Origin of the sequence: Halomonas binhaiensis (assembly GCF_008329985.2) — a bacterium.
GTDB lineage: Bacteria > Pseudomonadota > Gammaproteobacteria > Pseudomonadales > Halomonadaceae > Halomonas > Halomonas binhaiensis.
This window is the reverse complement of sequence record NZ_CP038437.2, coordinates 897,826-910,559: the sequence shown is the minus strand read 5'-3', so window position 1 is coordinate 910,559 and position 12,734 is coordinate 897,826. Positions and strand designations below refer to the sequence as shown.

Here is a 12,734-nt window from a genome sequence, read left to right as displayed (position 1 = left end):
TGTCACTCCTGTTCCGCGTCGTTGGCTGGTTCGGTATCGTCGTCGGAATCACTCCATTGAGTGATACAAGCCCAGCTCAGAAAGGCACATAGGGCAACCGAGCCTACGACGGCAATCAGCGCCCATAACGGCACCCCCAGAACGATGGGCTGCAGCGTTCCAGGCGGCCAGTACCAGGGCACAGAAATGGCGATGATGAGGCCGATGACGATCCAGATCCAGGGCTTACGGACAGGCTCTCTATTCGGGGCATCGGAGACGCTGGCGTGTTCTCGTCGTGGAGACATATGTTGGGACATGGGTTGTGTTCTGCTTTTTTATTGGCAAGGGGGTTCGTTTTCCTGAAAGGAAATTTCGTTACAACTCGTATTATTGGAATAATGGCTATAACAGCATGAGACAGTGGTTACTTGACCGCAATTCGGCAATCAGCAACCTAAGCTTCGTGAATGACGAAGCCTGGAAAAGATATGCTTTACATAAAAACACCCCGGGATTCGAAAGACTCCAGGGGTTCAACAGTGCTGATCGATGTCAGATCGTGTATCGACTAACGCAGCAGCAATACAGGCGTCTCAGCCGAACGCAACACACTGGTTGTCGTGCTGCCTACCAGCAATTGACGAATGCGTGAATGCCCATAGGCTCCCATCACCAGCATATCGATATCATGCTCCTGCTGATAGGTCCGCAAGGTCTCTTCCACCTCCCCGGCACGAATATCTCCTTGAGCAACATGCCCCGCATGACGCAATGCCTCCAGGGCCCAGTCCAGTTGCGAACGGGTATCGCCTGTATCGGCTCCGACCATGAGCACATGACAATCGATGCCTTGGAACAGAGGGCTGGAGGCCAGCATTTCCACCCCCTTGCGGGTCGTCTTGCTGCCATCAAAGGCGATCATCACACGCTCGGGAGCCTTGAACACTGGCGGTACCATCAGGATGGGCCGATGCATGCCGCGTACTACCCGTTCCAGGTTGGAGCCAAGATGCTCGCTGTCCAGGCCAGCACTCTCGCCACGCTTGCCAATCACCAACAGGCGAATGTCTCCTTCCAGCTCAATCAAAGTCTCGACCAGAGTCCCATTGCGCTGACGGCTACATGGCTCTTCGATGCCATCTTGCCGAGCCCGCTCTATCGCGGCCTTGAGCATCAGGCGACCATGCTCCTGCGCGACCTTCGCACGGCGCTCATCGAGCTCGGCCAGTTCTTCCAGTAGATGCTCCCGGGAGCCCAGACCAATGGTACCGGATAGATCGGCTTCGGCAGTCTGAGGGTGATTATCGACCACGTGCACAAAGGTCAAGGACACATCCAGCGCCTTGCTTGCCCAGGCAGCGTAATCGCAGATGGCTTCAGAAAACTGCGAGCCATCGATAGCGGCCATTACTTGTTCTGTCATTGCATCATCCTGCAGCTGGCAATTGGCTGATCTTCTTTTTTATCTACATCCTGTTTACACCATCGACCAGCATCACGTCACGGTCCTTGGCCTATTTTCCCCGGAACATGGCAAAGTCATCTTGTCGCGTCAATGATGAGTGATAAGGACTAGCGGAAAACTACTTTAAGAAAAGCACTTTAAGAAAAGCACTTTAAGAAAGTTTGTAAGGATCAGGTGACCTTGGAGACTCAACCTAAACGTCACAGGAATGCGACATGCCCTCTTATGTCCAGACACCGGCTATCCCCCATCCCGCACCACCTCTGGATGCGTTGCACCAGAGCCTGGAATGCCAAGGCTGGTCCATACCGAAAAGCGCACTCATCGCCATGGCAGATACCGGACTGGCCCACTGGCACGTACGTATCAGACGCCCCCGGGGAGATTGGGTGGCACGCATTCCTAAGCAAAGCCAGATGCAGCTCTCTGCCCATGACAACCTGTCCTACCAGTCGACGTGCTTCGAGCGCGCCCAGGCCAGTGGCCATACCCCCCGGTTGCATGGCGTACTGCCCTGCGATGAACAACTTCCGAGAGGAGCACTGCTGGTAGAAGCCATCGAAGGTCGCCCAGCCAAGTTGCCTGATGACCTGCCGAGTCTGGCGCAAACGCTGGCCAGCCTCCATCATCTTCCCCTACCATCAGAGAACCGGCGCACTCCCCTGATGGCACCAGCCAATCCCTGGCATGAAATGCTCAAGGAGATACACATCCAGGCAAGCCATCTGGATGCCGCCCAGTTGAACAGCACCAGCCTTGACCAGATTCACCAGGCTCTGGAAACGCTGCCCAAGGCCATCAGCCTGTCGACCATAGGCCTGATCAGTTTCGATGCCCATCCCGGCAACTTCCTCATCGAGCGCAGTGGTCGTGCGGTGCTGGTCGATCTTGAGAAGTGCCGCTATTCCCTGCCCGGTTTCGACCTGGCCCATCTCAGTCTGTATACCTCCACCACTTGGGACATCAACACCCAAGCTGTGCTGACCCACGCACAGGTCATTTCGTTGTACCAGCACTGGCAGTCATGTCTGCAAGAACACCGTAAACTTTTTCCGTGGCAGGAGCTGATGGCCTGCCGCCGGGCCATGTGGTTATGGTCATTGACCTGGTGCGCCAAATGGCGTGCAACGAATTCACATCAAGTGGATAGTGAACACCGTGGTGAAGACTGGTCGAACCGTCTCAGCGATGATGCCCTTGTCACTCATGTACGCGAGCGTGTCGAGCATTACCTGTCTCCACCCGTTATCGAACACGTAGCCCGTGAACTCGACGCACTCGATCAACACACACCTTCCCAAGATCGCGCTCAATAACATCATTGCCCCAAGGAAAGCCTGATGTCGTATCCCTCACAGCACTTCTCCCGACGGAAATTGTCGCCATTGCGCCTCCTTGGTCTCGTCTCGGCATTGGCGCTGGCGACACTGTCCAACACGGCCCTGTCCAACACGGACCTGTCCAACACTACACTAGCCACCAGCAATGAGCCGCAAGACTGGACGGCCATCGAGAACGCTGCTCAGGGACAGGCCGTGTACTGGAATGCCTGGGGAGGAGACAGCAATGTCAATGCCTACATCGGTTGGGTCGGGGCTCAGCTCAAGAGTGCGTATGACATCAATCTGGTACACGTCAAACTGGACGATACGGCAGCGGCCGTATCGCGGGTCGTGGCAGAGAAAGCCGCAGGTAACGATGAACAGGGCGCTATCGACCTGATCTGGATCAACGGCGAGAACTTCGCCGCGATGAAGAAGAACGATTTGCTGTTCGGGCCCATGGCAGAGCGTCTGCCCAATTTCTCGCTGACATCCCCCGACACTCATACGGAGATGACAACCGACTTCACGGTAGCAACAGAAGGCTATGAATCGCCCTGGGGAAAGGCTCAGCTTACCTTCTACTACGACGCCGACAGGGTTGATTCGCCACCACGCAGCATGGCCGAGCTGCTGGACTGGGCCAAGCAGCATCCAGGACGTTTCACTTACCCATTGGTCCCGGACTTTCTCGGTTCGACATTTCTCAAGCAGGCTCTGATCGCGCTGACCGATGATCCTGATGTGCTTGCCCGCCCCGCCAGCGAAGCTGATGTGGACGCCGTACTTGCACCCTTGTGGGATTATCTGGACCAGTTGCACCCCTACTTGTGGCGCAAGGGGCGTCACTTCCCCGCCTCAGGCCCCAAGCTCAAGAGCCTGATGGGAGATGGAGAAGTGTGGCTGGCCTATACCTTCAACCCGGCAGAGCCCGCTGCAGCGGTTTCCAGCTACCAGCTGCCTCCCTCTACACGCAGCTATGTGCTCGATGGAGGCACCATCGGCAACGTCCACTTTGTTGCCATCCCCTTCAATGCCAGCCACAAGGCCGGAGCCATGGTCACAGCCAATTTCCTGCTGTCACCCGAGGCCCAGGCGTACAAGCAACGTCTCGATGTCTGGGGCGACCCTACCGTGCTGGACCTGGCAGTATTGAGCGAACCCCAGAAGCAGGCTCTCACCCCTACGGATGATCAGCCTGCCCGCCTGCCCACACAAGCCCTGAGCCAGACACTCCCGGAGCCCCATCCAAGTTGGATGGAAGCGGCAGAGGCTGGCTGGCTCAAGCATTATGGCCAACGCTGAGTATCTCCCAGACAGTCAGGTGACGGTCCGAGCATCCACCTACGCCCGACTGCTGTTGCTGGCCCCCCTGGCCACGGCAACTCTGCTGATCGTCCCGGTACTAGTGGGCCTGGCGGGGGCTGCTGGCCCGGCATTCGGCTGGTTGCCCGTGTTGGGTGGCAAAACTCTGAGCCTGGATCCCTGGCGCGCACTCTTGGACACTCCCGGGTTGGCCTCAATGATTCGCTTGAGCCTGGTCACAGGTATCGCCAGCACTGCCATCGCTCTGGTCATCGTGGTGCTGTTTCTCGGTGCCTTTGCTGATAGCCGAGCCTTCATCTGGTTAAGGCGGCTTTTGTCGCCACTGCTTGCCGTTCCCCATGCCGCAGCGGCCATCGGCCTGGCCTTCCTGCTTGCCCCTTCGGGGCTGGCCATGCGCTTGATTTCTCCCGGCCTGAGCGGTTTCCACTCGCCGCCGGACTATCTGTTTCCCGGTGATGGCGGGGGGATGGCACTGATCGCGGGGCTGGTGATCAAGGAAGTGCCTTTCCTGCTGCTGATGAGTCTTGCCGCCCTGTCTCAATGCCAGGCCGAGCAACGTACCCATCTTGCCCGTTCCCTGGGTTATGCCCCGACCACCGCCTTTCTCAAGGCAGTTCTTCCCACGCTCTATCCGCTGATCCGTCTTCCCATCTATGCCGTGATTGCCTTCGCTTCAGCCAATGTCGATGTCGCCATGATTCTCGGCCCTTCAACCCCCCCGCCGCTGGCGGTAAGCGTGGTGCACTGGTTGAACGATCCAGACCTGTCCAAGCGCTTCATGGCTTCCGCCGCCGCCCTGACCCAACTTGGTATCACACTGCTTGCTCTGGCAGGCTGGTGGCTGATGGAGTGTCTTGTTGCCTGTCTTGGCCGACGTTGGCTGACCGATGGTCGACGCCATACGGCCCATCGCCTGGGCCTATGGCTTGGCGGTGGCTCGGCATGGATCAGCGTGACCTTGCTCGGCGCCAGCCTGATCGCTCTGATACTGTGGTCGCTGGCTACCTGGTGGCCTTTTCCTGTGCTCTGGCCAACCCCCTTGAGTCTGGCCAACTGGCAACGCGCACTCGATGGCCTATGGCCTGCCACTCTCACCACACTGGCACTGGCTCTCAGTGCCACCCTGTTTTCCAGCCTGCTGGTGGTAGGCTGCCTGGAACATGAAACCGTCAATCGGCGCACAATGGGAACAGGTGCCAGCCTGATTCTCTATCTTCCGCTGCTGGTGCCTCCTGTTGCCTTTCTCTTCGGTCTGGTACAGCTGCAGGCTCAACTGCAGGCATGCTTGGCACTCTCCCCAGGGTTCTTATCAGCTGCCCTGGGACATTGCCTGTTCGTACTGCCTTATGTGTTCCTGTCCCTGGCCGAAAGCTACCGGCGTCTGGATCCACGCTGGTCGCAGCTTTCTGCTTCTCTGGGCCGCTCCCCTGCCTATACCTTCGTGCGCGTGCGCTTGCCCATGTTGCTGGCGCCTATCGCTGTCGCCATGGCGGTCGGGTTGGCTGTCAGCATTGGCCAATACCTGCCAACCCTGTTGCTGAGCGCCGGACGCCTGACCACCCTAACCACCGAAGCCATCACCCTGGCATCAGGAGGAGACCGGCGCCTGACCGCTGTCTATGCCCTTGCCCAATTGCTGTTGCCAGCCCTGGGCTTTGCCATCGCCCTGTGGTTACCACGCCTGCTCCACCATCACCGCCGAGCGCTGCAGAACTGATTGACGAATGACCATCACTCCACTTACCCCAACATCTTCTAGAGTTAGAGTCATAAACTTGATATGCGCCCCCATATGCCGCCAGATTCATCAAGCTCCCTCAGCGACACGCTGGTGTTCAACAACGTCGCCATCGACCTCGACGGTCATCGCCTGATCACCTTGAATGCCCGGATCGCTCCTGGCGAGGTCGTCAGCGTCATGGGCCCCTCCGGTGTCGGTAAATCAACCCTGTTGGCCTATGCGGCAGGTTTTCTGGCTCCTGCCTTTCGAGCCACCGGTCATGTGTATCTAGGCCAGCGTGAACTGACTGGCCTGCCCGCCCAGCAACGACACCTTGGCCTGCTGTTCCAGGATCCGCTGCTGTTTCCTCATCTCAATGTAGGAGGCAACCTGGCCTTTGGCATGCCGGCCTCGATCAAACGCTCCGAGCGCCGCGAACGAGTTGAATCGGCCTTGGCGGATATCGGTCTGGCCGGATTCGCCAAGCGTGACCCGGCAACGCTGTCCGGAGGCCAGAAAGCCCGAGTGGCTTTGATGCGGGTACTGCTCTCTCAGCCTCATGCGATGCTGCTGGACGAGCCTTTTTCCAAGCTCGATGCTGCCCTTCGTCACGACATGCGCCAAATGGTCTTCGAGCGTATTCGCGCCCGTGGGTTACCCGCCCTGATGGTGACGCATGATCATGCGGATGCCGAAGCAACAGGAGATGCCGTGATTGAACTGCTCCCCACCAAGGAGTCTGAGCATGACGGGACACGAAGCTCTCCTTTCAACGCTCACTCATCGACTCCAGGACTGCGGCATGCAAAGCGTTGAGCATCACGACTTCCACTTATCGATCATCATCATTGCCTTGAATGAAGCGGATATCATCGAAGCACAGTTGGCAGCGCTGGCGGCATTTCGCTCGAAGGGAGTAGAACTGATCGTGGTCGATGGCGGCAGCCAGGACGCGACGGTTACCCTGGCCATGCCACTGGCAGACCAGGTGCTGGTCTCTGCCCCCGGCCGGGCACGGCAAATGAACCATGGCGCTCAGGCAGCCCGTGCCTCCCACCTGTTGTTTCTGCATGCCGATACACGCTTGCCGGCCAATGCCACGAAAGCAGTCAGCCAAGCCTTGAACCGCAAGGCATGGGGGCGTTTCGATGTCAGTATCTCAGGTCACTCACCATGGTTCGGCATCATCGCCCGCGCCATGAACCTGCGCTCCCGTCTGACAGGCATTGCCACCGGAGACCAGGCCATTTTCATGACCCGCCAGGCATTCGACACAGTGGCAGGCTTTCCTGACCAACCCTTGATGGAGGACGTTGAAATCTCGCGCAGATTGAAACAACTGACGCCTCCCTCCTGTCTCAGACAGCGCGTGATGACCGATGGAAGGCGGTGGGAACGCCACGGAGTGATAACAACCATATGGCTGATGTGGAAACTCAGGTGGCGCTACTGGCGAGGTGTTTCCGCCCATGAATTGGCCGAGGACTATCGCCATGTACGATGATCGTATTTCTGCTGTGCCTTCCTCCACCCAAGGGAATTTCCCCCTGGCTATTCTGGCCAAGGCACCTCTCCCCGGCAAGGCCAAGACCCGCATGATTCCGGCACTCGGAGCAGAAGGTGCCGCTCGCCTGCAGGCCAGGCTGATTCAGTTGACTCTGGCCACCGCACTGGAAAGCACTCCTGCTGCCAACATCACCTTGTGGACAGCACTGGATCACCAGCATCCACTGTTTCTATCCTTGGCCGACACTTATGGCATCACGCTGCGCGCCCAACCTTCCGGGGACCTTGGCACACGTATGCACCATGCACTGCAGTGCATGAAAAAACCGGGCTTGCTTATTGGCACCGACTGCCCCGCTCTTTGTAGGAATATGCTGATTCTTTGTTTCCAACAATTAAATCATGTAGATAGCGTCTTCCTTCCCGCAATGGACGGCGGCTATGCTCTAGTGGGTGTGCGTAACACCGACCTCGAACTATTTTCCGACATATCCTGGGGCACTTCCCGGGTCATGGCACAAACCCGGGACCGACTAGCAAGGCTCGGCTGGTCGTTGTCCTGCCCTGCAAAAGTCCGAGACCTCGATACTCCTGAAGACCTGATGCACCTCACTAACAAGGAACTCAACTCCCTGGAGATCTCGTTGTGACCGTTGATACCTCCGACACCATGGAAGACCGTCATGCCAAGCTCGCAGCCGTGCGACCACGGCTGCTATCTTTCGCCCGACTTCACTTGCGCGATCATGCCGCAGCCGAGGATGCCGTCCAGGAAGCCTTGATTTCCGCCATCGAAAAAAACGACAGTTTCTCTGGACGTTCCGGTTACGAGACCTGGGTATTCGGCATTCTCAAATACAAACTGCTCGACCAGATGCGTCAACAGAAACGCATGGGGAGATGGGAGCCCTTCAGCGACGAAACCAATGATGAGGCGATCGATCGCATGTTTCTCCAGGATGGCCACTGGCATGAAGCTTCCAGGCCCCAGGCCTGGGGTGACCCGGACCAGGCTTTTGAAAACGAGCATTTCTGGCAAGTCTTCGATGCCTGCATGCTGGCACTGCCCGACAACGTTGCACGGGTATTTTCCCTGCGCGAATTGATGGGACTGTCCACTGAAGATATCTGTAAGGAAGTCGGCATCAAGGAGACTAATGCCTGGGTGATATTACACCGCGCCCGCTTGAAACTACGGGCCTGCATAGAGAAAGGCTGGCTGGAGGAAATCGCATGAGCATGAAGGACTGTAAAGCTGCCACCAGGCTGATGTCGAAACAGCTTGATACTCCTTTAACCTCCCGTGAGCGCCTGACTCTACGCTTCCACTTGCTGTTGTGCGGGGCCTGCCGTCGTTGTGAGAAGCAATTTCAGCTGCTTCACCGTGCCGGTGAGCATTTCAATCAAGCGCCTCCCAGAAACGACAAGAACGACCCGCCCGGCTCATCCTGAACGACAATATCTTGGGGTCACTACCATGTCTTCTCTCCCAACTCTCTTTCCTCGAGCACTCCTTCTATCGCTGGTCCTTTCAGGTAGTGGAGCGGCCATTGCGGCAGACATGCATTTCAGCCCCCGGGCCATGATGGACTGGCCAGAAAAATCCTTTGCCGGAGCAACCGACTATCGCCTGACACAGCGTGACGGTATGACAGTACTGATGGCTCGTGCCAACCATCAGGCATCGGCCAAGTACCTGGAAAGAAAGATTGACCTGCGGGAAACCCCCTATCTGCGCTGGTGCTGGCAGGTATCCAATGTGCATTCAGGCGTGAATGAACGGAGTAGAAGTGGCGACGACTACGCGGCACGGGTGTATGTTGCCCGCAAGACTGGAGTGCTGCCCTGGCAGGTAGAATCGGTCAACTACGTGTGGTCATCGAACCAGCCCATCGATACCAGCTGGCCCAATGCCTTTACCGACAAGGCTGTGTTGCTGGCCCTGCAAAGTGGAAATGAACGCGCCGGGCAGTGGGTGGGAGAAGTCCGTGACATCGCGGCCGACTATCAGCGCCTGTTCGGTTCAAGCCCTGCGCGTATCAACGGGATCGCACTGATGAGCGATGGCGACAACGCCAATGTCGATGCCACCGCCTGGTTCAGCAAGATGGAACTTTCCAGCGACGCCAATCCACCTCAGTGCCCATGATGACTGCGGCCGCGCCCCTTCAGGCCAATTGATCTGCCAGGTCGTCGAGTCCTGTCACCGTCATGTCCGGCTCGATCCCCCAGGGATCGAAGGGCGCCTCCAGGCTGCGTCGCACCCATGCGGCATGCAACCCTGCATGCCGCGCACCGATGACATCAAAGGCATTGCTGGAAATCAGCCAGGTATCCCCTGGCGCCACCTCGAGCCGACTTCTCAGGTAGGCATAGACCGCCGGATCCGGCTTGAAACGCTTGACCTCCTCGACACTGATCACATCATCGAAACGCTCAAGCACTCCAGCATTCTGCAATAGCCCTTCCACCGCCTTGCGGCTGCCATTGGAAAAGGCCACGCAGGTCAGCCCTGCCGCGTGACAGCGCTCCAGTGCCGTCGATACCTCCTCGAAAGCTGGCAAACGGTCATAGGCCATCATCAGGTGGTCCTTGTCACCTTCGGATAGCCCTGTCTGCAGGACACGGTCGGTGAACTCCAGGGCCGCCTGAGTGCACTCGGAAAAGTCCACCCAGGCCCCCATCACACTGCGCCGAAAGCTGTATTCCAGTTGCTTGTCGCGCCAGCGACGAGAAAACTCTCGAGCAAGAGTCTCCCGCTCGTCTCCGCTCGACTGAGCTTTCAGCCGATTCTCGAGTTCTGTCACCACACCGTGGGTATCGATCAGGGTTCCGTACACATCGAAAGCCAGTACCGTTGCCATGGTTGATTCCTTTTAACCGCCCATCATGAATCACGAACCAAAAATCACACGCCATGGTCACAGCATGGATCAGACGCGCAGCCACATCCAAGTTTATGCCGTGTTTCCCTTATAACAAGACCAATGACAACACATACACCAGCACCATTGCTGTCACACCCTGCACCAGAGTTGCCATGGTCTGGGCACGATAGGCCAGCCCCACGCTCATGCGGCTGAACTGGGACACCACCCAGAAGAAACTATCGTTGGCGTGAGATACGGTCATGGCGCCAGCACCGATAGCCATGACGGTCAGCACACGACCCATTTCTGAGTCCAGCCCCAGGTCTCCCAGCATAGGAGCCACCAGCGCTGAAGTGGTGACCAGAGCCACTGTCGAGGAACCCTGGGCACTCTTGAGCGCCGCCGATACAATGAACGGCATGAAGATGCCCACTCCCAGCGCCGACAACGTTGCTCCCAGGTAGTCGCCCAGAGGTGTTGCCTTGAGCACGGCACCAAAGGCACCACCTGCACCGGTGATCAGCAGAATTGGCGCAGCAGCGACGATGCCATCGCCAATGCGCTGGCTGAACTGCTCGATCTTGTTGTCCCCCTTGAGCAGCAAGGACGACAGCAGCAAGCCAATGACCAGGGCAGTGAGTGGCTGGCCAAGGAAACTGAGCAATGCCGCCAGGTCTCCCTCGCCCAAGGGAGCCGCTGGCAAGCGCACAATGGAGCCAATGCAGATCAGCAGGATGGGAACAAAGATCGGGGCAAAAGCCATGAACGGGCTAGGCAAACGGCCATAGGATGCCTTGAGTGCTTCCCAGTCCTGATGGTGCGCATCATCTTCCAGTGCCGGATTCTCCACATCCGGTTGGGTATGGGAAAACAGCCCGGCCCACAACAACCCGGCCAGCGCGGCAGTCGCTGCGACCACAACGCCCACGCCAATGACCAGTCCCAGGTTGGATTCGAGCCCAAGATTACCCGCTGCCGCAATGGGGCCGGGAGTCGGTGGCACGAAGGTATGGGTTGCATAAAGTCCCGTGGCCAACGCCACGCTCATGGCAATGGGAGACGTATCGAGCTTCTTGGCCAGGGATTCCTTGAGCGAGTTGAGAATGACAAAGCCAGAATCACAGAACACCGGTATGGAAACGATATAGCCGATGATCGACATGGTCAGATTAGGAAAGCGATCCCCCAGCTTGGCAATGACCACATCGGCCATGGTGATGGCCGCTCCACTCTTCTCCAGAATCACCCCGATGATGGTGCCCAGCACAATGACCAGGCCGATATAGCCGAGAATGCCACCAAACCCCGAGGTGATGGTGTCGGCAATGGTATCCAGCGGCAGTCGATAGGCAAAGGCAGCAATGAAGGCCGCCGCCAGCAGGGCAAGAAAAGGGTGGACCTTGAACTTGCTGGTAGCCAGAACGATGAACACGATCACCGCCAGCAATATCAGAATCAGACTCATGTGGGCTCCATTGGTGTTATCTCTTGTATGAGGGAGCCAATCACACTTGAGCTGGCAACGCCTCCATGCACATTGCTCCCGAGCGGAGTATGCCCAACCCATTATCATCAAGCCCTGTGCTTACGAACAGAGAGCTAGACATTTCAGGCATTAGAATTTGTGCATGTTGACAAAAGTGCGTTTCAGACATTCTCATCGAGCAGCTACTCTTCCCTCATCCAAGAAGGCCGCACAAGGCCCGCTGCAACTGAGTCCATGGTGGATGAGGGACATCAGGTTGGTGCACCACCAACTCCCAGGGAGCGAATTGAAGCGTCCTGCGCTTGGCTCGAAAGGTATCACCGAGGGTGGTGGTTATAGCCCTGTTGTTATAGCCCCGTTGTTATAGCCCAGTGTCTCTCACACGCAGGCATTGATGCCGTGCGTCCCTTGTATTCTAGTAGCCTTCTCCATATGTCCTTGTCATATCCCAGTAGTGTAATTCCCTTCTTCTGAAGATATCCCTGATCATTGTAGGCCTATGCTGGAAGATGAGTTCCAGCTGTTTTCTTGACAGCTGCATGATCGTTTCCGGAAAGCACCCATCAAACCAGGTATTGAAATCATCAGCATTCATGAGCTTTTTATGCTGAAGGATCAGTCTCTTTACCACATCGGCTTCATCCCCCCATTCAAATGATAAAATTCTATACAGAGAATGATCCCTATAGATATACAGTCCTTGAAGATGATAGTCTGGATGCCCCAAGATATGCTTCTTGATGACAAATGATTCATCACTACTACTGAGACTTATAGGAAGTAGGTGCTTGAATGAAATCATTATCTTTCTCCTTTTTCAGGTAGCCATCGTCACGAACACACTATCTCATTTCGATGGATCACCCCTGAATACTTTATCCCTTTGACTCTTCATCCAGCTTCAGAATCGGTCCCAGGTATCTCGTCTTGATATATGCTAAGGGACAAGACAGGTTGCTCTCTTCATTTAGCATTCACTTGAAGATACCAAGACATCGCACATTCTTTCATAAACTTATGAATATATTAAAAAACAAAAACCATATCTCCTCTTTTC

Annotated in this window: 14 protein-coding genes; 9 read left to right on the top strand and 5 right to left on the bottom strand. The window is 56.7% G+C overall.

Annotated elements, in window-relative coordinates:
* Window positions 1-2: 2 nt before the first annotated feature.
* Together E4T21_RS03980 and E4T21_RS03975 are read right to left on the bottom strand one after the other, a co-directional pair.
* The gene (locus E4T21_RS03980; RefSeq protein WP_205423449.1) at window positions 3-299 is read right to left on the bottom strand and encodes a hypothetical protein; all 297 of its coding nucleotides are present in this window, start codon (window positions 297-299) and stop codon (window positions 3-5) included.
* A 251-nt stretch (window positions 300-550) separates the two neighbouring features.
* Window positions 551-1,405 (bottom strand): universal stress protein, encoded by an 855-nt coding sequence (locus tag E4T21_RS03975; RefSeq protein ID WP_149283715.1) that lies wholly within the window; start codon window positions 1,403-1,405, stop codon window positions 551-553.
* A gap of 257 nt (window positions 1,406-1,662) precedes the next feature.
* Between E4T21_RS03975 and E4T21_RS03970 the strand changes: the two genes are divergently transcribed.
* From E4T21_RS03970 to E4T21_RS03930, 9 genes are all read left to right on the top strand, one after another.
* Window positions 1,663-2,763, top strand: coding sequence for an aminoglycoside phosphotransferase family protein (locus tag E4T21_RS03970; protein ID WP_149283713.1), 1,101 nt, complete (start codon window positions 1,663-1,665; stop codon window positions 2,761-2,763).
* A 24-nt stretch (window positions 2,764-2,787) separates the two neighbouring features.
* A complete protein-coding gene (locus E4T21_RS03965) occupies window positions 2,788-4,074 on the top strand; it encodes an ABC transporter substrate-binding protein (protein ID WP_149283711.1) in 1,287 nt (428 codons plus the stop codon).
* On the top strand, window positions 4,061-5,812 hold the full coding sequence (locus E4T21_RS03960; protein WP_240349280.1) for an ABC transporter permease: 1,752 nt from the start codon (window positions 4,061-4,063) through the stop codon (window positions 5,810-5,812). The genes E4T21_RS03965 and E4T21_RS03960 overlap by 14 nt, the downstream gene beginning before the upstream one ends.
* A 75-nt stretch (window positions 5,813-5,887) precedes the next feature.
* Window positions 5,888-6,631, top strand: coding sequence for an ATP-binding cassette domain-containing protein (locus E4T21_RS03955; RefSeq protein WP_205423448.1), 744 nt, complete (start codon window positions 5,888-5,890; stop codon window positions 6,629-6,631).
* Complete coding sequence (locus tag E4T21_RS03950) at window positions 6,618-7,319, top strand: TIGR04283 family arsenosugar biosynthesis glycosyltransferase (protein WP_149283707.1); 702 nt, start codon at window positions 6,618-6,620, stop codon at window positions 7,317-7,319. The genes E4T21_RS03955 and E4T21_RS03950 overlap by 14 nt, the downstream gene beginning before the upstream one ends.
* The gene (locus tag E4T21_RS03945) at window positions 7,309-7,971 is read left to right on the top strand and encodes a TIGR04282 family arsenosugar biosynthesis glycosyltransferase (RefSeq protein ID WP_149287022.1); all 663 of its coding nucleotides are present in this window, start codon (window positions 7,309-7,311) and stop codon (window positions 7,969-7,971) included. The genes E4T21_RS03950 and E4T21_RS03945 overlap by 11 nt, the downstream gene beginning before the upstream one ends.
* Window positions 7,968-8,558, top strand: coding sequence for a sigma-70 family RNA polymerase sigma factor (locus tag E4T21_RS03940; RefSeq protein ID WP_240349279.1), 591 nt, complete (start codon window positions 7,968-7,970; stop codon window positions 8,556-8,558). Before E4T21_RS03945 ends, E4T21_RS03940 begins: the two co-directional genes overlap by 4 nt.
* Window positions 8,555-8,773: a zf-HC2 domain-containing protein gene (locus tag E4T21_RS21635; RefSeq protein ID WP_420827724.1), complete on the top strand. Its 219-nt coding sequence runs from the start codon at window positions 8,555-8,557 to the stop codon at window positions 8,771-8,773. Before E4T21_RS03940 ends, E4T21_RS21635 begins: the two co-directional genes overlap by 4 nt.
* 25 nt (window positions 8,774-8,798) lie before the next feature.
* Window positions 8,799-9,470 (top strand): DUF3047 domain-containing protein, encoded by a 672-nt coding sequence (locus E4T21_RS03930; RefSeq protein WP_149283705.1) that lies wholly within the window; start codon window positions 8,799-8,801, stop codon window positions 9,468-9,470.
* Window positions 9,471-9,489: 19 nt separating this feature from the next.
* On the opposite strand, the gene E4T21_RS03925 is transcribed toward E4T21_RS03930, so the two are convergent.
* The 3 genes from E4T21_RS03925 to E4T21_RS03915 all read right to left on the bottom strand — a co-directional run bounded on the left by E4T21_RS03925 (window position 9,490) and on the right by E4T21_RS03915 (window position 12,479).
* Window positions 9,490-10,185, bottom strand: coding sequence for a haloacid dehalogenase type II (locus E4T21_RS03925; RefSeq protein ID WP_149283702.1), 696 nt, complete (start codon window positions 10,183-10,185; stop codon window positions 9,490-9,492).
* 109 nt (window positions 10,186-10,294) lie between these two features.
* The gene (locus tag E4T21_RS03920) at window positions 10,295-11,656 is read right to left on the bottom strand and encodes a GntP family permease (protein ID WP_149283700.1); all 1,362 of its coding nucleotides are present in this window, start codon (window positions 11,654-11,656) and stop codon (window positions 10,295-10,297) included.
* Between the two features lie 436 nt (window positions 11,657-12,092).
* Window positions 12,093-12,479, bottom strand: a complete 387-nt coding sequence (locus E4T21_RS03915; protein WP_149283698.1) for a hypothetical protein — start codon at window positions 12,477-12,479, stop codon at window positions 12,093-12,095.
* Window positions 12,480-12,734 lie beyond the last annotated feature (255 nt).

Coding starts and splice junctions, on each gene's coding strand:
- E4T21_RS03980 (WP_205423449.1), bottom strand. CDS start 299: ATGTCCCAACATATGTCTCCACGACGAGAACACGCCAGCGTCTCCGAT.
- E4T21_RS03975 (WP_149283715.1), bottom strand. CDS start 1,405: ATGACAGAACAAGTAATGGCCGCTATCGATGGCTCGCAGTTTTCTGAA.
- E4T21_RS03970 (WP_149283713.1), top strand. CDS start 1,663: ATGCCCTCTTATGTCCAGACACCGGCTATCCCCCATCCCGCACCACCT.
- E4T21_RS03965 (WP_149283711.1), top strand. CDS start 2,788: ATGTCGTATCCCTCACAGCACTTCTCCCGACGGAAATTGTCGCCATTG.
- E4T21_RS03960 (WP_240349280.1), top strand. CDS start 4,061: ATGGCCAACGCTGAGTATCTCCCAGACAGTCAGGTGACGGTCCGAGCA.
- E4T21_RS03955 (WP_205423448.1), top strand. CDS start 5,888: ATGCCGCCAGATTCATCAAGCTCCCTCAGCGACACGCTGGTGTTCAAC.
- E4T21_RS03950 (WP_149283707.1), top strand. CDS start 6,618: ATGCAAAGCGTTGAGCATCACGACTTCCACTTATCGATCATCATCATT.
- E4T21_RS03945 (WP_149287022.1), top strand. CDS start 7,309: ATGTACGATGATCGTATTTCTGCTGTGCCTTCCTCCACCCAAGGGAAT.
- E4T21_RS21635 (WP_420827724.1), top strand. CDS start 8,555: ATGAGCATGAAGGACTGTAAAGCTGCCACCAGGCTGATGTCGAAACAG.
- E4T21_RS03930 (WP_149283705.1), top strand. CDS start 8,799: ATGTCTTCTCTCCCAACTCTCTTTCCTCGAGCACTCCTTCTATCGCTG.
- E4T21_RS03925 (WP_149283702.1), bottom strand. CDS start 10,185: ATGGCAACGGTACTGGCTTTCGATGTGTACGGAACCCTGATCGATACC.
- E4T21_RS03920 (WP_149283700.1), bottom strand. CDS start 11,656: ATGAGTCTGATTCTGATATTGCTGGCGGTGATCGTGTTCATCGTTCTG.
- E4T21_RS03915 (WP_149283698.1), bottom strand. CDS start 12,479: ATGATTTCATTCAAGCACCTACTTCCTATAAGTCTCAGTAGTAGTGAT.